Genomic DNA, 24168 nt, shown 5'->3' on the forward strand with positions numbered 1-24168 from the left:
CGTTTCATCGACCGGGACAACCGTCCCCAAAGCCACGTAAAGAGATATCGATGCCACAAATAAACAGATTTTCCAGCCGCTGGATAATCGCCATCATCACTGCGATCTCTACTGCAATGATGTTCGCCATCAGTGCGCCTCAGGCGTCTGCGAAAGAATACGTAACCACGACTGGACTGTCGCCAGATGGCAATCAATACAGCATTGGCTGGGAAGTGCCCTCCGCCCAAGAGCCAGCAGGACGTTCTAAGCGCGCCACGAAGGACTACGCCTTCGAAACGAACCAACTCGAAAACGGAATGCAGACGCTTATCCATATCGAGAATTCAGAGGCACCTACCGAGTACCGCTTCCCGCTCAGCCTCCCGCAAGAAGCTGAAGTCATCCCCTTTAGCGAAGGAAGCGAAGACGCTATTGGAGTTTTCCTAAACGGAAGCTTGATCGCAACGATCGCCACTCCTTGGGCTATCGACGCTAATGGTACTCCCCTCCAGACCTCCCTTCATATTGAGAATGGAACCCTCGTGCAGATTGTTGAGCACAACTCTGACACGGCTTTCCCGGTCACTGCAGATCCGCAGATCGATTGGGGATGGGAGAAAACCACCATCAAGTTAAGCAAGAAAGAAACGCAAGCAACTGGAGCAGCAGGAGGCGCCGGTGCAATTGCTGCCCTCCTCTGGATGGCCGCACTCGGTGCTTCAGGACCTGTGGGATTGGCGATTCTAGGAGCGGCAGGAAAGCTGGGGTACGACGCAATTCGAGCACACCGTAACGGAAAGTGTCTTGGGATCGTTGTGAACACGAACGTACTAAGCCACAATGGCGGTATCTCAACATTTGAGTACAGGTGCGCATAATGTTCCCGCAAAATAAATGGCACCGATCTCAAAAAAATAAATGCATAGCAGGGGTCTGTGCCGGGGTAGCTGAAGTATATGAAACCTCTGCAAATACCGTCAGGATTATTTACGTAATCGCTACGCTCTGCGGAGTTCCCTTGGTTGCCGTCTACCTACTGCAATGGCTCATCTACCCAAAGCGATAAGTTGCAGCTAAAGATATGGAAACCCACTTTCGTTACTATCGTTTCCGCTTCTTCTTGCGCTGAGAGCCACTAAAAAGCCTACGCCCGACCTCTTGTTGGCGCGTGGGCTTGACCATGTCCGCCAAAGCCACGACATCCGCAACAAACAGCTCGTCCCATTACCTTGGGGGTGTCCCCCGCTGACCAGCGCCACCGAAGAAAAACATCGTCCTTGCAGCTTTGCCAAACGCCCTACCATTGAAACTGTAACGAACGTTCGGTATTGTTTCAAACATGGCTTCGCACAGCACCCTCACAGGAGAAAAGTCTGCAGGACTTAAGTCCCACGACCAGCGGTGGATTTTTCTTGGAATCATCTCACTTGGTCTGTTCGTCGTCGGCGCAGATAACTCGGTGCTTTATACAGCTCTGCCCGCGCTCCACGTACATCTTCATACTTCGGAGCTCGAAGGCCTGTGGATCATCAATGCTTACTCGCTGGTGCTCGCAGGATTCCTACTTGGAACTGGCACTCTTGGTGACAAAATTGGTCATCGCCGCATGTTCGAAATCGGACTTTCAGTATTTGCAGTTGCTTCGATCCTGGCGGCTGCATCGCCCAACGCTGCAACGCTGATCACAGCTCGCGCACTTCTAGGGATAGGCGCATCAACGATGATGCCCGCCTCACTAGCACTACTAAGAATTACTTTTACCGATATTCGTGAACGCAACACTGCCATTGGCATCTGGGGAGCAGTTGCAACACTCGGCGCTGCTTTAGGGCCAGTTCTTGGCGGATTTCTTTTAGAACATTACTACTGGGGATCAATCTTTCTCATCAACGTTCCGGTCGTCATCATCGCACTGGTAGGTACGTACTTCATGGCACCGAAAAACCGGCCTAATCCACAACGAATCTGGGATTTCTTCTCCTCAATGTTCGCAATGTTTTTCATGGTGGGACTTGTGCTCCTCATCAAAGAATGTGCTCACACGCCAATATCTTTCGCCATGCTCGCATTGGGGTTTGCCTTTATGGCTGTAGGTGCCGCTCTCTTTTGGTGGCGCCACTTACACCTCGACGAGCCGCTACTTCAGTTCGGAGTTTTCCGAAATTCCCTCTTCAGTGCGGGAGTATTGGCAGCAACCTGTGCGATGTTAATTCTGTCTGGCACCGAGCTTCTTACCACCCAACGTTTCCAGCTGGCAGAAGGTTTTACGCCACTTCAAGCAGGTCTACTTTCTGCAGCTACTGCGCTTGCAGCTTTCCCCAGTTCCATTGGCGGTGGCGCAATCGTGCATAAGGTGGGATTCCGTCCCCTTATTAGCGGCGGATTCTTGGTCATGTGTACGGGAGGTGCCCTCACAGCGTTTTCGGTTCCCCACAATACTTTTCCTCTCTTGATCACTGGTTTATTGCTGTGCGGTTTCGGAGCCGGCATGGTGATGTCAGTGTCATCCACGGCTGTGATCGGATCAGCACCGTCTCGTGATTCTGGAATGGCCTCTGCAATGGAAGCAGTAAGTTACGAATTTGGTGCCCTCATTTCCGTGGCTCTGTTCGGTTCGCTTTTCAGCTTCTTCTACAGCGTTAACGCTCCAGAAGAAATAGCCGCTTCCTTTGATCAAGGACTCCATCATCCGGAGCTTCATATCAATGCCCGCCTTTTAATGAACGAGTCCTATGCCACCGTGATCTGGATGGCAGCCGCGATTGGGCTCACCTGCGCCTTAGCTACTGCATGGCTACTTCGCAACAACCCTAAGGAAACTGAATATGCGCACGAATAAGAAACAACAATTACTGGCAACCGCTATGGATATTGTGGAATCCGACGGGTTACAAGGACTCACCTATGATTCCCTGAGTACGGCTACTGGTACCTCAAAATCCGGATTGATCTATCATTTCCCGTCCCGGCGCGTACTAGAAATCGAGCTCAACAAATACTCGGCTAGCTTGTGGACCCAAGCGTTGGAGGACATTGCCGGCGCTCCCCCACAACAACTGGATTTACCGTTGCGTTTAAAAGCGATTGTGATCAATCAATCGACGTCAGCCAGACGCGCTGATTTATTTCTTACGCTGCAGTCTCTCCCTGATCCAGAGATTCGACGCATTTGGACAGATGCGTGGCAGCCTTGGTCAGCGGGTATTGCAGAAAATTCCGCAGCACTATTCATCCTCACGCTTGCCGACGGCCTCTGGACGAGCGACCACGTAAATCCCACCCCGTTGAGCGCCACGGAACGACAGCTCATTGTGGAACAAGCATGTGCATTTATCGATTCCGTGCAATGGGACAGCGGTCGATTACCGGCACATGTCGATATTGTTTTCCCCTCATACTCGTTCCGCAGCACTTCAGATTCTCTTTCTCCTTCAGGGATTGAGTAGAAGATTGCTAAGGTAATCGAGTCTGCAACTGGTCACACATTCAAGGAGTCCCCTGTTGTCCGCAGCTCCCATCCATCCCGTGGACGCAGTTCCCGCAGCACCCAAGCTCGTAGCTTTGGGATTGCAGCATGTTCTTGCGTTCTACGCTGGCGCTGTCATCGTCCCTCTTCTCATCGCAGCATCGCTTAATCTCGATACTGCAACTACTATCCACCTGATCAACGCAGATTTGCTGACATGTGGCATTGCAACATTGATCCAATCGGTAGGCATTGGCAAGCACGTCGGTGTGCGCTTGCCGATCGTTCAAGGCGTGACCACCACAGCAGTGGCACCAATCATCGCAATTGGTTTGGGTGTTACTGATGGCCAAGGTGGCGTCGAATCGCTTCCTACCGTCTACGGTGCCGTCATCGTCGCCGGTTTGTTTACTTTCTTTGCCACCCCTGTCTTTGCTAAGTTCCTTCGGTTCTTCCCACCAGTAGTTACCGGATCAGTGCTGTTGGTCATGGGTACGTCCCTTTTAGCGGTGTCAGCAAATGACTTCATTAACTACGCTGAAGCGCAGCCAGAAACCCGCGATCTTTTCTACGCTTTTGGCACCCTCGCAGTTATCATCTTGGCACAGCGATTCTTCCGAGGATTCTTGGGCACGCTCGCAGTCCTCATCGGCCTTGTCAGCGGCACGGTTGTTGCGCTGCTTTTGGGCCACGCCAACCTGGATGAAGTGGGCAATGCAGCTGCATTCGGCATTACAACGCCGTTCTACTTTGGCATGCCGCAGTTCAACATCACCGCGTGTTTCTCCATGATCATCGTCATGATCATCACCATGGTGGAAACCACCGGTGACGTATTTGCTACCGGCGAGATCGTGAAAAAGCGTACCCGCAAGTCTGATGTGCAGCGAGCCCTGCGCGCCGATGGCCTTTCCACCTTCTTAGGTGGTGTGATGAACTCCTTCCCGTACACATGCTTTGCTCAAAACGTCGGCCTCGTTCGCATCACTGGTGTGAAGTCCCGCTGGGTTGCAGCTTCTGCAGCTGGCTTCATGATTATCCTCGGTTTGTTGCCTAAAGCTGGTGCCGTTGTTGCGTCGATTCCTTCCCCAGTATTGGGAGCTGCGTCCCTCGCGCTGTTCGCCAATGTTGCTTGGGTGGGTCTGCAGACCATCGCCAAGACTGACCTAGCAGATAGCCGTAACGCAGCGATCGTTACCACTGCTTTGGGATTAGCAATGCTGGTTACCTTCAAGCCATCGGTTGCAGAAGCATTCCCTGAATGGGCACGTATCTTCGTTTCTTCTGGCATGTCCATCGGTGCTATCACCGCTATCTTGCTGAACTTGTTGTTCTTCCACGTAGGAAAGCAGTCGGGTTCTGCGGTGGCACGCAACGTTTCTGGCGACGGTATAACGCTCGATGAGATCAACGCATTGGACCGCGATGAGTTCGTAGCAACTTTGCGCCCACTGTTTAACAAAGAGACGTGGCCACTGGAGCAAGCATGGGAATCCCGCCCATTCACAGACGTCCATGAGTTGCGCGAAGCTATCCAGGTGGCAGTACTTACCGCACCTAGCGAACAACGCGAAGCACTCATCCACGACTACCCAGATACCTCAGCAGTTCTGTTGGCAACCGATGCCGAATCTCGAGCAATCAGTGCTGACCGTGGATCGTTGGGTATCAATGAACTCGACGATGTGGAAACGCAGCAGGTTCTGGAGCTCTCCAAGGCTTACCGCGAACGCTTCGGCATGCCATTCGTGTACTTCCTCGACACCAACGACACCGTCGCCTCCATCGTCGGCGCTGGTCTACGTCGTCTTGCAAACTCCGATGTGCAAGAGCACCGAGTAGCTCTCACCGAAATCGTCGAGATCGCCAACGACCGCTTCGATATTCTTCTCGCCGATGCCAACCCAGTGCGATCAGCATGGGATCGCAAATTTACTGAGGTCGAGTAGAAACAACAACCCCCACCGTTGCTTTCGCAACGGCTGAAACCAGCACGAGCAGAAAGCAATGGTGGGGTTTTGCTGTATCAACAGCACCAACCAGAACTATGGTTTTGGAATGTTACGCAGATTGGACTTCGCCATATCTACCATGTGGCCCACGCCACCACCGAAAACAGTGCGCGTAGCTGCACGAGAGAAGCCCATCAACATATCCATCGTGATGTTCGGGGGGATCGACAAAGCGTTAGGGTCGGTGATGATGTCGATCAGCACAGGGCCGTCATAATCAAATGTTGCCTGAAGCTGCTGACGTGCCTTAGCTGGGTCCGTGATCTTAATGTGCTCGATACCCACTGCAGCAGCAATGGCATCAAAGTCCACATGCTCATGATCAGTCTCATGCTCTGGCATACCCTGAACCAGCATTTCCAGCTTGACCATGCCCAGCGAGGAGTTGTTAAACACAACAGTCTTAATAGGAAGGTTGTGCAGCTTAACAGTGAGCAACTCGCCCATGAGCATGCCGAGTCCGCCATCGCCAGAGAAGGTGACAACCTGACGTCCTGGGTTAGCAGCAGATGCGCCGATAGCCTGTGGCAGCGCATTTGCCATGGTGCCGTGGCGGAACGAGCCGATCATTTCACGCTTGCCGTTAGGGGTGATGTAGCGAGCACCCCAAACGTTGCACATGCCGGTATCGATGGTGAATACGGCATCGTCGGCGGCGATTTCGTCGATAATGTTGGCCACAAATTCAGGGTGGATTGGGGTGTGCTTCTCCACACCTGAGGTGTAGGCCTCGATCACGTCGTTAAGCTTGCGGTGGTGCTTTTTCAGCATGCGGTCGAGGAAAGAACGGTCGGTCTTTTCCTCGATGTGCGGCAAGATGTTCGAGATTGTTGCGGCAACGTCGCCAACCACAGGGTGGGTAATGCGGGTGCGGCGACCGATGTGAGAGCCGTCGATATCGATCTGTGCAACGTTCTTGCGTGGCAAGAAGTCGTTGTAGGGGAAGTCGGTGCCGAGGAGGATCAGCAGGTCGGCGTCGTTGGAAGCGTCGTGGCAGGCTCCGTAGCCGAGCAGGCCGGACATGCCCACGTCGAAGGGGTTGTCGTACTGGATGTACATTTTTCCGCCGAGTGCGTGGCCGATGGGTGCCTTGATCTTTTCTGCGAGTTCAAGGACTTCTTTGCGGGCGTAGCGTACGCCGGCACCGCAGAACAAGGTGACGGTTTTGGCCTCGTTGATGGCTTTGACAAGGTCAGCGGCCTCAGCTGGGTCTGGGTACATGATGGGACGTGCGTTGGAGATCCGCGAACCGGTGAAGGTGTCGTCCTCCACGTCTTGCGTGGTCACATCGCCTGGGAGGACCAACACGGATACGCCTTTGCCAGCCATGGTCGACTGGATGGCGTGGTGCAAGATGACCTCGCCCTGGAGTGCAGAGTTGGCCATTTCGCAGTAACCGGAGCACTCAGCAAAGAGGGCTTCTGGGTGGGTTTCTTGGAAGAAATGTGAGCCGATTTGGCGTGAGGGAATGTGGCTGGCGATGGCAAGTACTTTGGCGCCGTTTCGGTTGGCGTCGTAAAGCCCTTGGACGAGGTGGGTGTTTCCTGGGCCGCAGGAGGCTGCACAGACGGCTAGCTCACCGGTGAGCAGGCTTTCTGCTTCTGCTGCGAAGGCTGCTGTTTCCTCATTGCGGACGTGGATCCATTCGATGTTGGAGGTACGTACTGCATCCACGATCGGGTTGAGACTATCTCCGACCAAACCATAGATGCGTTTTACTCCTTGGTTTTCCAAGCTTTCTACGATTTGTTCCGCAAAATTCTTTGCCACACTCGAAACCTTTCTTATGGTGATACATCTATTATTCGTCCGATTTCCGCGACGCCGCCACCTATCGACTCCAATCCCACACCGTCGCGTGAGTTGTGACAGAATCGACAGCATGCTCAAGCTTTTCGACGCCCCCCTCTTCCGCACCCTCAAACGAAGGCAAGAGGCGTCGACAGGCACCGCGACTATCGACGTCGCCGCAGCCCCCGCTCTCGCCCCCATCGCACCCGTCGATCTGACCGACCGTGGGCAGGTCACAGGTGTTTTAGAGATCGCTGCGCGCATTGGTGAGATTCTCATCGTAGCGGGCACCACCAACTCAGATGCTTCCCGACAAGTGTCGGCGGTCACAGAATCTTTTGGGCTCTGGAATTGCCACGTGGATATGACATCAAACCGGATTCGTCTGTTTGCAAACGTTTCCGATGACCGTCGAAATCCTGTCGCCGTAGTTCGCATCATAACCCCAGCAACACAGAACTTCCGCAAGCTCATCCTTGTCGACCGCCTCATCCGCGACATCCACTCCGGCAAAGCCTCCCCCATTAACGCCGAAACTCGCCTCGATGCCATCGAACGCTCCAAAGACCCCATGGGACTGTTCGGCTTCGTCGCCTCCCTCGCCGTCATGTCTGGCGCCGTGGCACTCCTTCTCGGCGGCGACATCCCCGTCGCACTGATCTCCACCCTCGCCGGCGGCACCATCATGTGGATGAGCGCCAAGCTTGGCGACCTCGGCCTGCCCATCTTCTTTCAGAACACCGCCGGCGGAATCTTCGTCGCAATCCTTGCGGCCATCGCCTACAAATGGGGCCTCTTTTTCGGACTTCAGCTTCGCCCCAGCATGATCATCGCCACCTCGATCATCGTGATGGTCGCAGGCCTCACCCTCGTCCAAGCCATCCAAAATGGCGTCACCGCAGCCCCCATCTCAGGCACCGCCAGGCTTTTCGACGCCATCATCATCACCGCAGGCATCGTCGCCGGCATCGCCATCGGCGCATCCCTTGCCGCCACCCTCGGATACCCCCTACCACCTGTGGAAACATTGCCGGTGCCCAATCTGGCTAGCCAAACCGTCCGCGTGATCGGCAGCACCCTCGCCTCCGCAGCTTTCGCCCGCTCCTGCTATGCCGACTGGCCATCCGTTGTCATCTCCGGAGTAACAGCAATGATGGGCTCCTCTCTGTTCTACTTCGTGCTGGTCCCCACAGGGGTCAACGACATCACAGCAACCGCCACCACTGCGGTCATCATCGGACTCGTTGGCGGTCTGCTCGGCCGCCGCTATCAGATTCCTCCGCTGGTCATCTCCATCGCGGGCATTACCCCGCTATTGCCGGGTTCTGCGATCTACCGCGGGCTGTTCGGTTTGCTCAATGAGCAGATCCTCGTTGGTTTTTCCAACCTCACCTATGCGTTTGCTGCCGCTACCGCGTTATCCGCCGGTGTGGTTTTTGGCGAATGGATCGCGCGCAGGTTACGACGCCCACCGTCGCTGGCGCATTACCGCAAAGTGGCAGTACGGATCATGCGCGCACGGCGTCGAAACGTGTTTGACTAGCAGCCCGCGGGGCGCATGCGTCGTACGCATGTCGTGGAATTGTCGTGGCGCATGCTGTAAATCCACGAGCTCGATCTCAAGAATACGAAAACCCAAGGGGCGCGAAAATCACCCGAAATTGCCGCCCTTGGGTTTTCGTATTCTTGAGTTCGAGGAGACGAATCGCCAGCGCATCCCGTATAGAGACCAGCGCTCACCCGCATTCTTGCGACATTTTTAGAAACTTAGCCAAAAGGTCAAGTACTGAATTTCAAAAACAGTACTTGACCTTTATGTTTTGAGCTGGAGATGGGACTTGAACCCACAACCTACGCATTACAAGTGCGTTGCGCTACCAATTGCGCCACTCCAGCACGCGCGTTCTTCATAGAAGTTCGCACTGAGGTGACACTTTACAGGAACATGTGTCCGTCAAGCAAAGCCGCGCGAGAGTCTGTAGTGTCGTGGCTGGAAATGTGTGGGAAGTAAAGGGGCCGTATCGTGGGTCTGTTTGAGAAGCTGCGTGGTTGGTTCGCAGGTTCTGGCCGTATTGCAACGATTGATGCTGTGAAGGCTGCGCCGCCGCCGTCGCCATTGGCTCCTATTGATTTGACGGATCCTGCTCAGGTGGCGGGTGTGATGGATTTGGCGGCTCGTATTGGTGACATTTTGTTGTCGGCGGGTACGGCGAATCGTGATACGAAGGCTCAGCTTCACGCGGTGACAGCTGCTTATGGTTTGTTGTATTGCCATGTGGATATCACGTTGAACACGATTACGGTGTTTACCACTATTGGGTCTGAGAAGAAGATCCCGGTGAGTGTGTTTCGTGTTGTGCGCTCGATGAATACGGATTTTTCTAAGTTAAGCGAAGTTGACCGGTTGATTCGCTCGATTCAGGCGGGTGCTACTCCCCCTGATGTGGCTGAGAAGATTTTGAATGAGTTGTTTCAGACTCGGGCGAAGTATCGCTTCCGTACAGCAGTGTTTGGGTGGGGTTTTTTGGGCGCTGCGGTGTCGGTGTTGTTGGGGGGTTCGTGGCTGGTGGCGTTGGCGTCGTTTGTGGTGGCGTTGGTGATTATGGGCGGCAGTGTGTGGCTGGATCGTAATTCGTTGCCGTTGTTTTTTCAGAATATTTTTGGTGGTTTCATTGCGACGTTTCCAGCGGCGTTGCTTTATAGTGCGGTGACGTCGCATGGGGTGTCTATTTCGCCGAGTCATATTGTTGCCGCTGGCATTGTGGTGATGATGGCGAATTTGACGATGGTGCAGTCGTTGCAGGATGGCATTACGGGTGCTCCGGTGACGGCGAGTGCGCGCTTTTTTGAGACGTTGCTGATCACCGGCGCGATTGTGGCTGGTGTTGGTGCGGGTATCCAATTGGCGGCGTCGTTAGGTATTACGTTGCCGCCGTTGGAGCAGGCTGCGTTATTGGGCGGTAGCCCGTCGTGGGTGAAGGTGTTTGCTGGTGCTGCGGCGTCGGCGGCTTTTGCGGTGGGTTGTTATGCGGAGTTGTCTGCGGTGGTGGTGTCTGGTTTGACTGCTGCTGCGGGTTCATTTGTGTATTACTACTTGTTGATTCCTGCGGGTATTGGCCCTGTGGTGGCTACGGCGATTGCGGCGACATGTATTGGTTTTGGTGGCGGTTTGTTGGCGCGTAGGTTTTTGATTCCGCCGTTGATTACTGCGGTTGCTGGTATTACGCCGATGTTGCCGGGTTTGTCGATTTATCGGGGTATGTATGCGGCGTTGAATGAGCAGACGTTGCTGGGTTTTACGAACGTGGCGATGGCGTTGTCGATTTGTTGTTCGTTGGCTGCTGGCGTGGTGTTGGGCGAGTGGGTTACGCGTCGTATTCGCAGGCCACAGAGTTTCAAGCCGTATACGGCTTTTCGACGTTCCCACCGTTATTCTTTCCGTCAGGCCCAGTTGGCGGCGCAGCGTCGTGCGCAGGATGAGGCTGCGGAGCGTGCGGATAGGCGGCGTCGTTTTGCTAAGGGTCGGCTGTCTATGCCGGATCCTAGTAAGCGAAAGCGCGGTTTTTAGCGTAGAATACTTGTTTTGCACTAGTAGCTACAACGTTTTTATCTCCCTAAAGGAGGAGCCTTGCCCCCCAAGGTCAATGATACCCACACTAACTCTGCTGAATCTTTGCATGCTGTTGAGGCAGAAACCGCTGCCGCAGCACGCCGTATTGTCGCAGGTTATGCCACCGATTTCTTTGATGGTGTGACGTTGATGTGCATGCTGGGTGTGGAGCCGGAGGGGTTGTCATACCGCAAGGTTGCAGCAGAGTACGAGGAAGCTAACGCTCCTAAGAAGACTCGTGCGAAGAAAACGTCTAAGAAGTCAACAAAGAAGAGCACCAAGAAGACCACGAAGAAATCGACAAAGAAGACTACGAAGAAGGCTGCTAAGAAGAGCACCAAGAAGACCACTAAAAAGGCCTAGTGAGCGTCGTGTCTGCGATCGAATCGAATGAGGGCGAGCAGCTTTTCGACTTTGTCGTGGTTGCTAATCGGTTGCCTGTTGACTTAAGCACGTCTGCTGATGGGTCGCCGTGTTGGGTGGCTAGCCCTGGCGGTTTGGTCACTGCGTTAACGCCTGTTCTTGCTGGCAACCGTGGTTGTTGGGTGGGCTGGCATGGTGGTACTGGCCCTGCTCCTGACCCGTTTCGCACTGACACGAACATTTGGGTGCATCCGGTTGCGTTGAGCGACCATGATTTTGAGGGCTTTTACGAGGGCTTTTCTAATGCCACCTTGTGGCCGTTGTACCACGATTTGATTGTGTCGCCGGTGTATAACCGCGATTGGTGGACGGCCTACCGTGAGGTGAATTTGAAGTTTGCTTCGGCGGTTGCTGAGGTTGCCGCTGAGGGCGCTGTGGTGTGGGTTCAGGATTATCAGTTACAGCTGGTACCTGGTATTTTGCGCCAGATTCGCCCTGATCTTACGATCGGCTTTTTCTTGCATATTCCGTTCCCACATTCGGATTTGTTCCGCCAGTTGCCGTGGCGCGAGGAGATTGTCCGTGGTTTGTTGGGGGCGGATTTGGTTGGTTTCCATCTGACATCCAGCGCGAATAATTTCTTGGATTTGGCTGCGGCTCTTGGCTTAGAAGCTCAGGGGCGTGCGAAGGTCCGCGAAGTTGGTGCGATGGTGACGGCTGGCGACGGCCATGTGGTGAGCGTGGCAGCGTATCCAATTTCCATTGATGTGGAGCCGTTGATTGCGTCGCATAGTAATCGTGATGAGATCCGTGCTGAGTTTGGCTACCCAGAGACGCTGATTTTGGGCGTGGATCGCCTCGATTACACGAAGGGTATTTTGCAGCGTCTGTTGGCCATTGAGGAGCTGCTCGAGAGCGGTGCTATCGATCCGAACACCACAGTGTTTGTGCAGGTGGCTACGCCTTCTCGGGAGCGTATCGAGCATTATAAGCAGGCTCGTTCTGAGGTTGAAGAGGCAGTGGGGCGTATCAATGGCCGTTTTGGTTCCATTGGTCGTTCTGTGGTGCATTATCACCATCGCCATATGGATCGCAGTGAGCTGAATAAGCTGTATCGTGCTGCGGACATTATGCTGGTCACGCCGTTTAAAGACGGTATGAATTTGGTGGCCAAGGAGTATGTGTCTTGCCACAGCGATGGTTCAGGCGCGATGGTTCTTAGCGAGTTCGCTGGTGCCGCGGTGGAGCTTGAGCAGGCATTTTTGTGTAATCCTTTCGATTTGGAGTCGATCAAGCGCCAAGTTGCTGGTGCGGTGACTACGTTGAAGAATCATCCGGAAGCTGCACGAGATCGTATGCTGGCTATGCATCAGCAAGTAATCGACCATGATGTGAATGTGTGGGCCTCGGCGTTTTTGCGTGACCTTAGTAGCGCTCATACGTCGTAAAGCGTCCTTCTAGTCTCACGAGGAGTGATGGTGTTGCGTCGATGGGTAGTTGTTGCCTGCATGGGTGCGCTTCTTGCGGGGTGTGGTACGCAGCCCACTCAGGTGACGGATTCGCGGTGGCAGGTCACTGCGGTGCATACCACGCCGGAGTACCCAAGTTTTGTCCCTGATGCTATCGCGGGCACTGTGTATATGAGTTTTGGTCGCGGTTCGGTAGCTGGTTATACCGGTTGTGCGCGCTTCCAAGGCACGGCACATTTTAGTGATGATCAGGGCACGGAGACGGCTCCGGAGGCCGCACGTAGAGTCACGATGAGCAAGGTGCGTTTCCAGCCTATCGACGATTCCTGCGAGGGACATCACCGTTATCTTCACGATTCGATGGTGTCGATTATCGCCGATTCGACTCTTGATATTCACCATGGTTCCAGCCAACAGATGGTGTTGACTCGCCAAGTGGATCAGGTGGATAAGCCGTCGATTAGCTTGGTGGCTAACCATGTGGACTAGCGAGCAGCAGCAGGCGTTGGATCATTTGGCCGCCGCACCCTCGTTGTTGGTTGTGTCGGATTTCGATGGCACTCTTGCGGGCTTTAGTCGCGATGCTATGCAGGTGCCAGTTAATCATGTAGCCATGGCGGCGCTGCAACAGCTGGCGAGTCTGCCACACTCGCGAGTGGCATTGCTTTCGGGCCGCGATGTGCAGGGGCTGATTCAGGTTTCTGGTGCTGTGGCTCCAATGATTGTGGCGGGTTCGCATGGTGCAGAATCGACTGAGGGCGCAGTTGTACTTAACGCGGATCAGCAAGCAGCGCTCAGCGCGGTCACTGTCGCGCTCGAAGAGATAGCGGCATCAGTACCAGGGTCTTTTGTGGAGCATAAGCCTTATCATCGCGTTCTTCATGTGATTCGGGTAGCGGATCAGCAGTGTGCCCGTGACGCGCTTGATCGCGCGCTTGCGCTCGCTATCCCTGGCGCGAAGATTACCGAGGGCAAGTGGATTGCCGAGGCCTCGGTGGTGGATTTTACAAAGGGCACGTGGATTAAGGCTGCGCAAAAGCAGTATCGTCCGTCCGCAACACTGTTTTTGGGTGACGACACCACCGATGAAAACGGCTTTGCGGTGCTAGGCCGCAACGACGTAGGCATCAAGGTGGGTGTTGGTAATACCTGCGCCACGGTACGCCTTGAGTCCATTGACCGCGTGGGGCAGTTCTTGTCTAGCCTCGCCGATGCTCGTTCGGCGGAACAACAGTAGCTCCTGGGTGGAAGGACGTTGCTAGGATCTCGCAGTGGAGTTGGCCACGGGAGATCACGTTGGGGTTCTTTTGTGCCTCTTCGATCATCGAATAGAGCAAGGTTCCAGCGAGTTCGCCTTTGATTTTGTTCGGCTGGAGCACCGTGGTCAGTTCGCGGTTGAGGGCGGGAGCGATGCCGTCAAAGCCGGTGACGGAGAGGTCTTCTGGTACTCGCAACCCGAGTTCTTTGGCGTATTCCAGCACACCAAAGGCCATGGTGTCGGTGGTGCACAAGATGGCGGTCACGTCAGGGTGAGCGGTTAATAGCTCGCGGGCGGCGTCAATGTTGTTGGCGGGGTCGTTGATGTGGCGTTCGATGATCGGTACTGCGCCGGCGGGGATTCCGGCGGCGTCGAATACTTCGATTGCTCCTTGGACTCGGGCACGCTGCACGTGGTGGTGGGCGCGTTCGAGGCGTTCAAGCGACACTGGGCCGTTGTTGGGCTCGGAGTCGAGGCGAATGCACAGAATGCCGATGTTGCGGTGGCCGGCGTCGACAAGCGCTTGGGCTGCGGGAGCGATGGCCGCGTGGTCGTCGATACCGACGAAGGACATGCGGTGATCGTCGGCAGGCTGGTCGCAGACAACGGCGGGTAGCCCCCTAGCGTGAACGGCTTCGAGGAAAGGGTCGCCTTTGGCCACGGAGTAGACCACGAATCCATCGACCACTGCGGAGTTGACCAGCTGCTTTGCCGCAGTCGGGTCGAGAGAGTCCGGTCCTACGGGCACGAGTGTCATGGAGGTCTGCGAGCCCGCTGATGCCTCGGCCATTCCGGCTAAAAAGTCCACCGAGGCGAGGTCTTCAAAGGCGTAGGTGAGGTGGTCGGTAAACAGCACGCCGACGCTTCCTACCCGGCGCGTGCGTAAGGAGCGTGCTGTGGGGTCGGGGCCTAGGTATCCCAAGCGTTCCGCGGTGGCGAGGATTTGCTCGCGCAGTTCTGCGGATAGTTGCTGCGGATGGTTGTAGGCGTTGGACACGGTGGTGCGGGAGACGCCTAGTTCCGCTGCGAGTGCCGCAAGGCTGGGACGCTGGGTATTTCGGGAAGCCATAGGCACCACCATACAGTTGCGTTACTTCAGGCGACGCTGGCGGGCGAATTCGCTGAGCACTACGCCTGCTGCCACAGAGGCGTTGAGGGATTCAACCCAACCGGCCATCGGGATCGACATGAGAGAGTCGCAGTTGTCGCGCACAAGGCGAGAGATTCCCTTACCCTCGGAGCCGACTACGATCACGACGGGGCCGCTGCCGTCGTAGTTGTCCAAGGTGACGTCGCCGCCTGCGTCGAGGCCGATAACCTGGTATCCGTTTTGTTGGAACTCTTGGACGGCACGAGTGATGTTGGTAGCCTTAGCCACGGGCAGGCGTGCTGCGGTGCCCGCTGAGGTACGCCATGCCACCGCTGTGACCGATGCGGATCGACGCTCTGGGATAACCACGCCGTGGCCGCCAAATGCGGCAACAGAGCGGATAACAGCGCCGAGGTTGCGGGGGTCGGTGATGTTATCGAGCACTACGACCATGCCGTCTTCACCGGTGGAGTTAATACGACCGATGAGGTCAAACACGGTGGTGTACTTGTATGGCGGAATCTGCAGGCCGATTCCTTGGTGCATACCGTTGCCGGTCATCAGATCCATCTCGTGGCGGGGTACCTCGATCATGGGAATGCCACGGGAGTGAGCGATCTGGACTGCTTCGCTGAGGCGGTTATCGTTCTTGGTGCCTTCTACGATGTACAACGAGGTTGCTGGCACCTTGGCGTGCAGGCATTCGACGACGGGGTTGCGGCCCACAACCAGCTCGGAGGTTTCTTCCTTCACGTGGCGACCTTGGTCGCGACGCTTGCGCTCCATCTTTTTTTTGTATGCTGCGTGGTACTCGCGATCTTCGGCTTTAGGGGTTGGGCCTTTGCCTTTGAGTCCGCGGCGGCGTACTGCGCCGGAGCCTTTTGTTGCGCCCTTTTTGTTGGTTTTGCGCAAACCTGGGCGGTTGGTGTGATTACCAGCCATGGTTGTTCTCTCAGTTCGTGTAGTCGTTTAGTTATTCAGTGCCCATGTTGGGCCATCAGGTGTATCAGTGACGGTGATGCCTGCGGCGTGGAGGCGGTCGCGGACTTCATCAGCGGTTGCCCAGTCTTTGGCAGCGCGTGCTTCGATGCGTCGCTGTAGCTCGGCTTGTACCAATACGTCGAGGGCGGCGTTTGCGGAGGAGTCGGAGGCTGCGGAATCGAGCCACTTCACATCGAGTGGATCAACGCCAAGCACAGCGGCCATAGCGCGAACGCTTTCGGCGATCTCACGGGCCTTATCGACGTCTCCTGCTGCAAGTGCAGAGTTTCCATGCCGGACTTGGGTGTGAATCTCTGCCAGTGCGCGTGGGACGGCGAGGTCATCGTTCATGGCCTCTTCAAATTCTGCGGTCCACTGCCCTGCTTCTACATCTGCAACCTTGGTTAAGAATGCCTCGATGCGTCGATAGCCGGTGGCGGCTTCCAACAGTGCACCCTCGGAGTATTCCAGCATGGAGCGGTAGTGTGCAGACCCCAGGTAGTAGCGCAGCTCGACTGGGCGGACTTTGTCCAAAATATTTGGAACGGACAAAACATTGCCCAAGGACTTGCTCATTTTCTCGCCACTCATGGTGACCCAGTGGTTATGCATCCAGTAGTTGGCAAATCCATCGCCTGCTGCATGGGACTGTGCAATCTCGTTCTCGTGGTGCGGGAACTGCAGATCGAGGCCACCGCAGTGGATGTCAAATTCCCCACCGAGGTACCAGGTTGCCATTGCGGAGCATTCCAAGTGCCAGCCGGGGCGGCCAGCACCCCACGGGGTAGGCCACGAAGGTTCACCTGGTTTTGCGGCCTTCCACAGCGCAAAGTCGTGAGTACCACGTTTGCCGGTGACCTCGGTTTCGCCCTGTTCCATCTCTTCTACTCGGTTGCCCGATAGGCTGCCGTAGTCCGAGCCTTCAGCGGCAGTCCATGCTGCCACGTCAAAGTACACGGATCCTTCGGCGGCATAGGCAAAGCCGTTGTCGATCAAGCGTTGCATGTACTCCACCATCTGGGTGACATGCCCGGTTGCGCGGGGCTCTACTGATGGCGGCAGCACACCGAGCTGGTTATACGCCCAGTTAAATTCGCGTTCATAGGTAGACGCCCACTCCCACCATGGGCGGCCGTTTTCTGCTGCTTTGGTGAGGATTTTGTCATCAATATCGGTGACATTGCGAACGAATGCAACATCGAGGCCTTGGGCGATAAGCCAGCGGCGCAGAATGTCAAAAGCAACCCCTGAGCGCACATGCCCAATGTGGGGTTGTGTCTGCGGGGTTGCTCCACACAGGTAGATCGAGGCATGGCCGGGAAGAATCGGCTCAAAATCTCGAAGCGAACGTGTTCCTGTGTCAAAGATGCGTAAAGTCACGCAGGTTAGTCTAGCAGGCTACTTCCACACCACAGCGGTGGCGACGGCAGCTCTACCCTCACTGCGTCCGGTAAAGCCAAGGTGGTCGGTTGTCGTTGCCGAAACAGACACTGGCGCACCTAGGATTTCGCTCATCACACGCTCGGCTTCTTCGCGACGTGGCCCCATTTTGGGAGATTGCCCAACCAGCTGAACGGCACCGTTGCCGATGGTAAATCCATGAGATTCCAGCAGTTCACGGCACTCTTTAAGCAGCTGGGTGCCAGAAACACCATCGTATTCTTTACGGCCAACGCCCACGAAGGAGCCTAGGTCGCCAAGGTTGGCGGCAGACAAGAGGGCGTCGACAAGTGAGTGTGCTACCACATCGCCATCACTGTGGCCTTCGCAACCGTCTGCGTCGGAAAACAGTAAGCAGGCAATCCAGCAGGGTTTTCCGGCCTCGATCTGGTGTGCGTCGGTGGCAATGCCCACGCGTGGGATGATGGGAGGATTAGTCACTGGGTACCTCGAAAATAGTTGGTTCTGCTTGGTCAGTCACGGCCTTGGCCAGTTCATAATCAAGCTGAGTGGTTACCTTAAAGGCCATGGGGTCGCCGTCAACGCACAGCACTGGGGTGCCAAACCATTCCATGAGGCTGGCATCATCGGTGGCTTCGAAATTGGGTTGTTGCTGCTGATACGCAATGTTTGCTGCCCGCAATGCAGCAATATCGAAACCTTGCGGGGTTTGGACAGCACGTAAGTCTCTCCGAGGCGGCGTTGCCACAACGGTAGTGCCGTGGACTGTTTTGATGGTGTCGACAACCGGCAGCACGGGGATCACAGCATCGTGGCCATCGAGTACCGCACGTGCCACCCTAGCGATCATGCCAGGTGGGGTGAGCGCGCGTGCAGAGTCATGGATGAGCACTACCGCGTCGGTATCTGCGATGGCTTGCAAACCGCACCACACAGAATCGGCGCGCTCAGCACCGCCGTGGGCAAGACGCACGGGGATGTCGGCGCTGAAAAGCCCCCAACGCGATAACAGCGCGGCAGCATAATCCTGCATTTGGGGGCTGATAATAACGATGACCTCATCAACTACGGCAGAGGTAATCATCGCACGCACAGAGCGCACCACCAGTGGAATATCCCGCAACGGGACGTAGGCCTTGGGTAGATCTGCACCCAATCGAGTGCCTTTGCCCGCTGCCGCCACGAGGGCTACGACTCTGCGCGACATGGTACGTGGCTAGTCCTCGTCGTCGAAGTTGAGATCGTCGAGGTCGATGTCGCCCAGTGGCTCCACCTTGGTTTCCTCAACGCCCTTGTTTTCGGCGCGGTGACGCTCGATGGTGGCATCAACCTGAGCGAGGATTTCCTCGGTCTGCTTCTCGTCCTTGTTCTCAGCAAGGGCCAACTCGCCGACGAGTACCTGACGTGCCTTAGCCAACATGCGCTTTTCACCTGCAGACAAGCCCTTGCCCTGATCGCGGCGCCACAGGTCACGGACAACTTCGGCAACCTTGTTCACGTCGCCGGAAGCCAAACGCTCTTGGTTAGCTTTAAAGCGGCGGGACCAGTTTCCGGCCTCTTCCACATCGGTTTCCCGCAGGAAGCCGAATACTTTTTGCAGACCTTCATCATCAACGACATCGCGAACGCCAACCAGCTCGGCGTTCTTGGAAGGCACGCGCACGACCAAGTCGGACTGGTTAATCTGAAGAACCAGATACTCCAAGGTCTCACCGCCCATCTCGCGGTGCTCGATTGCCTCGATTACTGCGGCACCGTGATGTGGATAAACGACGGTATCGCCGACCTTGAATTCCATCTATACTCCTTGCGCATTCGTGTAACTGTGGCATTCTACCACGTGAGTCCAATTGCCTTGAGCATTGGCCACAGGGGGTTGCCTGCGAGTTTCGTTACACCACAGCAGACATCAACCGCATCCCGAAAGTTCCGATCCTCCTAAAGTTTCCCCCCTTTTGGCTGGCGATCCGCCAGCAACTGTGTGAACTCCACCGCAGCCTACTAAAGTAAGGAAAGAAAATTAGCCCTTAATCGACTAACAGTCTCACCTTATGGAGGACGTACACGTGAAGTCCCTGAAGTCCGCCGCTCGCCGTGGCGCAATGATCTCTGTTGCAGCAGCTTCTGCGCTTGCTCTCACTTCGTGCAGCGCTGGCCAGATCACCCAGACCTCCGATCAGGTAGCGGCTGTTGATGGCTCGGAGGTCGATAATGCCAACGGCACCATCGCACTGCGCGACGTGACCATTAGTCTCACCGAACAGGGCCAGGCAGGCGTGAAGTTCACCGCCATCAACCAAGACAACAGCAACAAAGAGCACGTACTGAAGAGCATTACTGTCGACGGCACCAAGGCCACCATCGACGGCGACACCAAGCTTGCTAGCGACTGCTCCATCGTCGGCGGTATCAAAGCCGAGATATCTCAGCTGACCGAGCCAAAGGCTGGTTGCATCACCCACGTGATCACCTCGGTTGAGAACAAGGGCTTGGCAGTTGGCGGCAATAAGAACGTTGTCTTCTCCTTCGACTCCGGCGACATTGCTCTCGACGCCACCATCGCCGCCCCAGTTCTGGAATCCGGCCAGCACGACCGCCAGATCGGTGGCGAGCACGCTAACCACAGCCACTAAGCCTTAATGTGCTGCTTATCGCAGCAATAGATCCGCCGTCACACTGTTGCACTACAGTCTGACGGCGGATTTTCTATAGCTTCTATGACCACGATTGCATTTTAGCGAAGCCGAAGCAGCAAGAATGCTCCGCCAACCATAATGGCGAGTGCTGCTAGGTTAATCAGGAGGGCAGCCACCGGCTGCCCTCCCAGCACATCGCCTTGCACTTGACGGATTTCGTGGCGATCATCCATCGCCACCGACTCATCCTCAGTATCGTAATGGAGGTGGCCCGCGCCAGCGATAAGTTCGCTCGACTGCGGATCCTGCGTAGGCTTATGCCCCACAGATATAACCGAAGCAACTCCTATGCTTGTAGCCGAGGCACCTTGTGGGGCAGACTCGCTAGCAGCCGCAGCGGTTGGTGCTGCCGAAGACTCAGACGTTTGAGACGGCTCAGAGATCTGACTGCTGGGGTTTTTATCCCGCGAAGGAAACAGCATTTCAATAACGCTGTGTGGTCGCTCAATCACACGACCCGCGTTGCGAGGCACTTCCCGTACGGCCTCTTGTTCCCGCACGAGAACGGCAGGTTCCTCGGGATCCAGTGGCTTCGATTCTTGCACAGGTTCCTGCGCAGGCTCTCGCTCGCGCACAGGAACAGGTTTCGCCTCCGGCTGTGGTTTCTGCGGCTGCGAAGTGGGTTGCTTCGACCGAGGAATCATCTGGGGTGGAGTTTCAGGACGATAGGAATCGTCGACTAGCGCGTCTTCTGGATACTCCCATGCCTCGTCGTACACCGAAATCGTTCCACGGCTCCTCATCAATGGGGTTTTCCGCCCAATCCAGCAAGCCTTCGGTGTTGGGATCGGCGGGCTCATCATCAGGCCACCCCTGCGGCTGAGCGCCAGGGGTGGACGTTGGCGTAGTCGACTCGGTCGAATCCGCAATCCCTGTCAACGGAACAGAGTTCATCACATGTTTGATTTCCGGCGAATCCACAACGAGCTTTTCTTCAGCCTTGTCAGCTGAATCAGCAAGTGGTTCTGGCTCACTAGGCCGAACAGGTTTTACCTTGAGCTTGTGCGTACCAAACCCACCAAGATCAATGGTCGTGTACCCATGATCTCGCTTTGCCACATAGTTCAAGGGTGCCGTGATCGTGATAGCGCCTCGGCCAGTAGCTGAGTGTGTAGCCATGTGATCATTAAAGGTCACGGTCAGTTTGTTGTTCGTATCAATGGCAGCGTGAGCAATCACTGGAGTGCCTGGGACCATTGTTAATGTCAAAGTGCGTAAGACCACCAAGATCCAACGTGCTGGGAAGCTGGTAAACAAAATAATCCCTAGGCTTTACCGCGCTATTGGTGTGCCAGTTGATCCGAACACCTAGTTCTTCATTACTGCGCAGTTCTGCGTCTGGGGAAAGTGGAGCGAATCCCTGCGCTTGCTGCCTGAGTAATGCTACCCCCGTAATGGCATTATGCAGACGATGATCATGATGCCCTTCTCGCACAACAGCTGGCGGTTGTGGCACATTCTGAGCCACAACTAAGGGTTGAGGAATTAAGGCCAGACAGCCTACTACACATGCAGTAGCCCCCGTGTGACCTTTTGCTTTGCCATAATTCCCCTCTAACAGGCCGAGCCGTTCACTTTTAGCCCCTGCGACCCCTCAAAAAGCACTTCAGGCTTTTCTCAGTATTTTTAATGAGTTTTGTAACACTAACGAATATTTCCCAACTTTGCCAACTCATTTTGCAGCCCCTTTGCTGCATTTTACATGCGCTAAGCGACAAATATAATAAATGACTAAGACAATTTCTGCCAATCTAAATGTCCTTAATTCTTAAATAAAAACACCCCCACACGGAGCACCTCTACCCCACATTGACACGCCACCAGAACACATTCGAACACACCAACTCGATCGAATGTCATAGCCATAGTTTATGGTGTTCCCATGGCTAAAAAAGCACGTAGCTCGCATATATGCTCCGAATGCGGATATACCTCACCGAAATGGCTGGGGCGCTGCCCAGACTGTGGCGCATGGGGGTCATTCCAAGAACATCAGGTGGCAACGAGCTCTGCGGCGCCGAGTGTCAGCGCCAAACCTATTGGGCTTATCCCCACTAGTCCCGCTCAGTCGATTACGCGTATCGACGCCACCCGTTCCAGCACGCAATCCACCGGAATTGGGGAGCTTGACCGTGTATTAGGCTCCGGCATCGTCCCAGGCTCTGTCGTCTTACTCGCTGGTGAGCCAGGCGTAGGCAAGTCCACCCTGCTGCTTGAGGTTGCCAGCAAGTGGGCTCAGCAAAAGCAAGGATCAGGCAACCGCACAGCTCTGTATATCACTGCCGAGGAATCTGCGGAGCAAGTTCGTGTGCGTGCTGAGCGCACAGGAGCATTACAGGATTCCTTATATTTAGCGGCGGAATCCAATCTGGGCATCGTGTTTGGCCATGTAGATCAGATCAAACCAAGCCTGCTGATCATCGACTCCGTTCAAACCATGCAGGCAAGTGGCGTTGAAGGCGTAGCAGGCGGCGTGGCGCAATCGCGTGCCGTTACAGCGGCAATCACCAGCCTTGCCAAAACCACGGGGATCCCCTGCCTTTTGGTAGGGCACGTGACTAAAGACGGCAACGTGGCAGGTCCGCGCGTACTAGAGCACCTAGTCGATGTTGTTCTAAACTTTGAGGGCGACCGCCATTCCAGCCTCCGCATGCTCCGCGGCATTAAGAATCGTTTTGGCGCAACCGATGAGGTCGGCTGCTTTGAGCAGCATTCTGATGGTATACGCGAGGTTCCAGACCCCTCTGGGCTTTTCCTCTCCCATCATGGCAGCACACCAGATGGAACAGCAGTTACCGTAGCCATGGATGGTGTTCGTCCCATCGTTGCGGAGGTGCAAGCCCTTGTGGTCCCCACGGAAGCAAAAAATCCACGACGTGCTGTCACAGGGCTTGATCCCGCGCGTGTTCCCATGGTCTTAGCGGTTTTAGCCGCACGCGCCGGAAAACGCACCCACAGCAGCGAGGTCTATGTTGCCACCGTTGGTGGAATGAAAGTGGGAGAACCTGCCACCGACTTGGCTATTGCACTCGCCACGGCCAGTGCCCTTAATAAGAAGGCTATTGCAGAAAAAACTGTGGTTCTTGGCGAGGTTGGTCTAGCTGGCGAGATCCGTCGAGTGCCTAATATCCAGCGCCGGCTCATGGAGGCCCAAAGGCTGGGATATAAGCGCGCTATTATCCCTGTGTCTGACCCCAGTGAAACAAAGGTTTCCGGAATTAAGGTGATACAAATAAGCGACATCCGAGAAGCTCTGGATGTCGCTGTGGGATAAGCCCCTTTTTCGGCCTGCAATCAGCCGCGTTTAACTTGCAATATTAAAGGTGTAAGCGGGCGAAGGCTTAGAACCCACCACTGCGTGGAGGAAGTAGCCGCCAGCTTCTACATTGGGTCGGTTCTGGCACTGTTTAGGTGCGCTCTTGGTGCGTGCCCACACAGCCTCGTAGCTGAGTGTTTCACCTGGTTTGATGGTCACTTTGCCTTTGTCCATAGGCTGGTTGCAGTCAATGTCGGACCAAATGCGTTGGTTAGTGGCTAGACCGTATACCTCAAAGCGGATCACGTTTTCGTCGAGGTCGATCGCACAATCGGCCTTGGTGGGGTTTTTCACCGTCATATAGAAGGTGGGTTTTGCGCCCTTGACGTAGTTGGGGTTGTTGGTGCTCGCGGTGACTTCTAGGTCGTCGAGCGTGCAGGAGGTTTTCTCCGAGGCTTTGGCAGTTGTGCTTGCCGACGGCTCTTGGGAGGCGCTTTCAGAGGCAGACTCGTTTGCAGAAGAACTCGCCGTCGATTGTGACGATGCAGCAGAGGAGGATTTTTCCCCTGTCACCGAGGCTGCTGTGGTGTCAACCACCGGTGTGGTTTCAGGCTGTGTCTGATCCGATTTGTTGCCAAGAGCAGACAACAACCAGATCACCAGAAACACGACTACTAGTAATGCCACCACCGCTGCGACGCGGCGACGTTTGTAGTAGACCTCGGGGAGCCTACCAGTGTGCTGATTCTCATTACGTCGATCCACGTCTTTCAGCCTAAAGGTTTCCGGCCGC

23 protein-coding genes and 1 tRNA gene are annotated in these 24168 nt (G+C 55.3%); 13 read left to right on the forward strand and 11 right to left on the reverse strand.

All coding sequences use genetic code 11. The features are described 5' to 3' along the window. Positions 1-50: 50 nt before the first annotated feature. The 5 genes from ABMV07_RS11215 (at position 51) to ABMV07_RS11235 (ending at position 5397) form a co-directional block, all read left to right on the forward strand. The gene (locus ABMV07_RS11215; protein ID WP_197691859.1) at positions 51-860 is read left to right on the forward strand and encodes a hypothetical protein; all 810 of its coding nucleotides are present in this window, start codon (positions 51-53) and stop codon (positions 858-860) included. After that, complete coding sequence (locus tag ABMV07_RS11220) at positions 860-1048, forward strand: PspC domain-containing protein (RefSeq protein WP_088266599.1); 189 nt, start codon at positions 860-862, stop codon at positions 1046-1048. The genes ABMV07_RS11215 and ABMV07_RS11220 overlap by 1 nt, the downstream gene beginning before the upstream one ends. A gap of 273 nt (positions 1049-1321) precedes the next feature. Continuing rightward, positions 1322-2821: an MFS transporter gene (locus ABMV07_RS11225; RefSeq protein ID WP_197691860.1), complete on the forward strand. Its 1500-nt coding sequence runs from the start codon at positions 1322-1324 to the stop codon at positions 2819-2821. Next, entirely contained in the window at positions 2808-3428 is a 621-nt protein-coding gene (locus ABMV07_RS11230; RefSeq protein ID WP_088266597.1) for a TetR/AcrR family transcriptional regulator, read from the forward strand. The genes ABMV07_RS11225 and ABMV07_RS11230 overlap by 14 nt, the downstream gene beginning before the upstream one ends. Before the next feature lie 55 nt (positions 3429-3483). After that, entirely contained in the window at positions 3484-5397 is a 1914-nt protein-coding gene (locus ABMV07_RS11235; protein WP_088266596.1) for a solute carrier family 23 protein, read from the forward strand. 96 nt (positions 5398-5493) lie between these two features. Here ABMV07_RS11235 and ABMV07_RS11240 read toward each other — a convergent pair whose 3' ends face one another. Next, the gene (locus ABMV07_RS11240) at positions 5494-7230 is read right to left on the reverse strand and encodes a pyruvate dehydrogenase (RefSeq protein WP_088266595.1); all 1737 of its coding nucleotides are present in this window, start codon (positions 7228-7230) and stop codon (positions 5494-5496) included. Between the two features lie 112 nt (positions 7231-7342). Here ABMV07_RS11240 and thrE (ABMV07_RS11245) point away from each other — a divergent pair, with 112 nt between their 5' ends. Beyond that, positions 7343-8794, forward strand: coding sequence for a threonine/serine exporter ThrE (gene thrE / locus ABMV07_RS11245; RefSeq protein WP_196977533.1), 1452 nt, complete (start codon positions 7343-7345; stop codon positions 8792-8794). Positions 8795-9074: 280 nt separating this feature from the next. Here thrE (ABMV07_RS11245) and ABMV07_RS11250 read toward each other — a convergent pair. Beyond that, a tRNA-Thr gene (locus tag ABMV07_RS11250) sits at positions 9075-9147 on the reverse strand. 127 nt (positions 9148-9274) lie between these two features. Between ABMV07_RS11250 and thrE (ABMV07_RS11255) the strand changes: the two genes are divergently transcribed. From thrE (ABMV07_RS11255) to otsB, 5 genes are read left to right on the forward strand one after another with little or no spacing between them, the layout of a single operon-like run. Beyond that, positions 9275-10819: a threonine/serine exporter ThrE gene (gene thrE / locus ABMV07_RS11255; RefSeq protein ID WP_374064614.1), complete on the forward strand. Its 1545-nt coding sequence runs from the start codon at positions 9275-9277 to the stop codon at positions 10817-10819. A 60-nt stretch (positions 10820-10879) separates the two neighbouring features. Next, entirely contained in the window at positions 10880-11224 is a 345-nt protein-coding gene (locus tag ABMV07_RS11260; RefSeq protein WP_088267855.1) for a hypothetical protein, read from the forward strand. After that, a complete protein-coding gene (locus tag ABMV07_RS11265; RefSeq protein ID WP_088267856.1) occupies positions 11224-12672 on the forward strand; it encodes a trehalose-6-phosphate synthase in 1449 nt (482 codons plus the stop codon). Before ABMV07_RS11260 ends, ABMV07_RS11265 begins: the two co-directional genes overlap by 1 nt. 27 nt (positions 12673-12699) lie before the next feature. Next, the gene (locus tag ABMV07_RS11270; protein WP_197691862.1) at positions 12700-13182 is read left to right on the forward strand and encodes a hypothetical protein; all 483 of its coding nucleotides are present in this window, start codon (positions 12700-12702) and stop codon (positions 13180-13182) included. Continuing rightward, entirely contained in the window at positions 13172-13930 is a 759-nt protein-coding gene (gene otsB / locus ABMV07_RS11275; protein WP_088267858.1) for a trehalose-phosphatase, read from the forward strand. The genes ABMV07_RS11270 and otsB overlap by 11 nt, the downstream gene beginning before the upstream one ends. Here otsB and ABMV07_RS11280 read toward each other — a convergent pair. The 6 genes from ABMV07_RS11280 to ABMV07_RS11305 are packed head-to-tail and all read right to left on the reverse strand — an operon-like array spanning position 13893 to position 19221. Further along, on the reverse strand, positions 13893-15020 hold the full coding sequence (locus tag ABMV07_RS11280; RefSeq protein WP_088267859.1) for a LacI family DNA-binding transcriptional regulator: 1128 nt from the start codon (positions 15018-15020) through the stop codon (positions 13893-13895). The two genes, otsB and ABMV07_RS11280, sit on opposite strands and share 38 nt — an antisense overlap. 21 nt (positions 15021-15041) lie before the next feature. Beyond that, positions 15042-15983, reverse strand: a complete 942-nt coding sequence (gene rlmB, locus ABMV07_RS11285) for a 23S rRNA (guanosine(2251)-2'-O)-methyltransferase RlmB (RefSeq protein WP_088267860.1) — start codon at positions 15981-15983, stop codon at positions 15042-15044. Positions 15984-16010: 27 nt separating this feature from the next. Further along, positions 16011-17402 (reverse strand): cysteine--tRNA ligase, encoded by a 1392-nt coding sequence (gene cysS / locus ABMV07_RS11290; protein ID WP_197691863.1) that lies wholly within the window; start codon positions 17400-17402, stop codon positions 16011-16013. 18 nt (positions 17403-17420) lie between these two features. Beyond that, positions 17421-17903 (reverse strand): 2-C-methyl-D-erythritol 2,4-cyclodiphosphate synthase, encoded by a 483-nt coding sequence (gene ispF / locus ABMV07_RS11295; protein WP_197691864.1) that lies wholly within the window; start codon positions 17901-17903, stop codon positions 17421-17423. Further along, complete coding sequence (ispD, locus tag ABMV07_RS11300) at positions 17896-18630, reverse strand: 2-C-methyl-D-erythritol 4-phosphate cytidylyltransferase (protein ID WP_088267863.1); 735 nt, start codon at positions 18628-18630, stop codon at positions 17896-17898. Before ispD ends, ispF begins: the two co-directional genes overlap by 8 nt. Before the next feature lie 9 nt (positions 18631-18639). Next, positions 18640-19221 (reverse strand): CarD family transcriptional regulator, encoded by a 582-nt coding sequence (locus ABMV07_RS11305; protein ID WP_088267864.1) that lies wholly within the window; start codon positions 19219-19221, stop codon positions 18640-18642. A 253-nt stretch (positions 19222-19474) separates the two neighbouring features. Here ABMV07_RS11305 and ABMV07_RS11310 point away from each other — a divergent pair, with 253 nt between their 5' ends. Next, the gene (locus tag ABMV07_RS11310; protein WP_197691865.1) at positions 19475-20056 is read left to right on the forward strand and encodes a hypothetical protein; all 582 of its coding nucleotides are present in this window, start codon (positions 19475-19477) and stop codon (positions 20054-20056) included. 101 nt (positions 20057-20157) lie between these two features. On the opposite strand, the gene ABMV07_RS11315 is transcribed toward ABMV07_RS11310, so the two are convergent. Both ABMV07_RS11315 and ABMV07_RS11320 read right to left on the reverse strand, forming a co-directional pair. Then, positions 20158-20862: a hypothetical protein gene (locus ABMV07_RS11315; RefSeq protein WP_234917872.1), complete on the reverse strand. Its 705-nt coding sequence runs from the start codon at positions 20860-20862 to the stop codon at positions 20158-20160. Continuing rightward, a complete protein-coding gene (locus tag ABMV07_RS11320; RefSeq protein ID WP_234917873.1) occupies positions 20777-21376 on the reverse strand; it encodes a hypothetical protein in 600 nt (199 codons plus the stop codon). Before ABMV07_RS11320 ends, ABMV07_RS11315 begins: the two co-directional genes overlap by 86 nt. Before the next feature lie 625 nt (positions 21377-22001). Here ABMV07_RS11320 and radA point away from each other — a divergent pair. Beyond that, entirely contained in the window at positions 22002-23393 is a 1392-nt protein-coding gene (gene radA, locus ABMV07_RS11325) for a DNA repair protein RadA (protein ID WP_197691866.1), read from the forward strand. 30 nt (positions 23394-23423) lie between these two features. Here radA and ABMV07_RS11330 read toward each other — a convergent pair whose 3' ends face one another. After that, entirely contained in the window at positions 23424-24140 is a 717-nt protein-coding gene (locus ABMV07_RS11330) for a hypothetical protein (RefSeq protein ID WP_088267767.1), read from the reverse strand. Positions 24141-24168 lie beyond the last annotated feature (28 nt).

This window comes from Corynebacterium belfantii, assembly GCF_041898185.1.
Lineage (GTDB): Bacteria > Actinomycetota > Actinomycetes > Mycobacteriales > Mycobacteriaceae > Corynebacterium > Corynebacterium belfantii.

Excerpts from the sequence above, each read along its gene's own strand:
- ABMV07_RS11215 (WP_197691859.1), top strand. The coding sequence starts at position 51 with ATGCCACAAATAAACAGATTTTCCAGCCGCTGGATAATCGCCATCATC.
- ABMV07_RS11220 (WP_088266599.1), top strand. The coding sequence starts at position 860 with ATGTTCCCGCAAAATAAATGGCACCGATCTCAAAAAAATAAATGCATA.
- ABMV07_RS11225 (WP_197691860.1), top strand. The coding sequence starts at position 1,322 with ATGGCTTCGCACAGCACCCTCACAGGAGAAAAGTCTGCAGGACTTAAG.
- ABMV07_RS11230 (WP_088266597.1), top strand. The coding sequence starts at position 2,808 with ATGCGCACGAATAAGAAACAACAATTACTGGCAACCGCTATGGATATT.
- thrE (WP_196977533.1), top strand. The coding sequence starts at position 7,343 with ATGCTCAAGCTTTTCGACGCCCCCCTCTTCCGCACCCTCAAACGAAGG.
- ABMV07_RS11270 (WP_197691862.1), top strand. The coding sequence starts at position 12,700 with ATGGTGTTGCGTCGATGGGTAGTTGTTGCCTGCATGGGTGCGCTTCTT.
- otsB (WP_088267858.1), top strand. The coding sequence starts at position 13,172 with ATGTGGACTAGCGAGCAGCAGCAGGCGTTGGATCATTTGGCCGCCGCA.
- ABMV07_RS11280 (WP_088267859.1), bottom strand. The coding sequence starts at position 15,020 with ATGGCTTCCCGAAATACCCAGCGTCCCAGCCTTGCGGCACTCGCAGCG.
- rlmB (WP_088267860.1), bottom strand. The coding sequence starts at position 15,983 with ATGGCTGGTAATCACACCAACCGCCCAGGTTTGCGCAAAACCAACAAA.
- ispD (WP_088267863.1), bottom strand. The coding sequence starts at position 18,630 with ATGTCGCGCAGAGTCGTAGCCCTCGTGGCGGCAGCGGGCAAAGGCACT.
- ABMV07_RS11305 (WP_088267864.1), bottom strand. The coding sequence starts at position 19,221 with ATGGAATTCAAGGTCGGCGATACCGTCGTTTATCCACATCACGGTGCC.
- ABMV07_RS11310 (WP_197691865.1), top strand. The coding sequence starts at position 19,475 with ATGGAGGACGTACACGTGAAGTCCCTGAAGTCCGCCGCTCGCCGTGGC.
- ABMV07_RS11315 (WP_234917872.1), bottom strand. The coding sequence starts at position 20,862 with ATGAGGAGCCGTGGAACGATTTCGGTGTACGACGAGGCATGGGAGTAT.
- radA (WP_197691866.1), top strand. The coding sequence starts at position 22,002 with ATGGCTAAAAAAGCACGTAGCTCGCATATATGCTCCGAATGCGGATAT.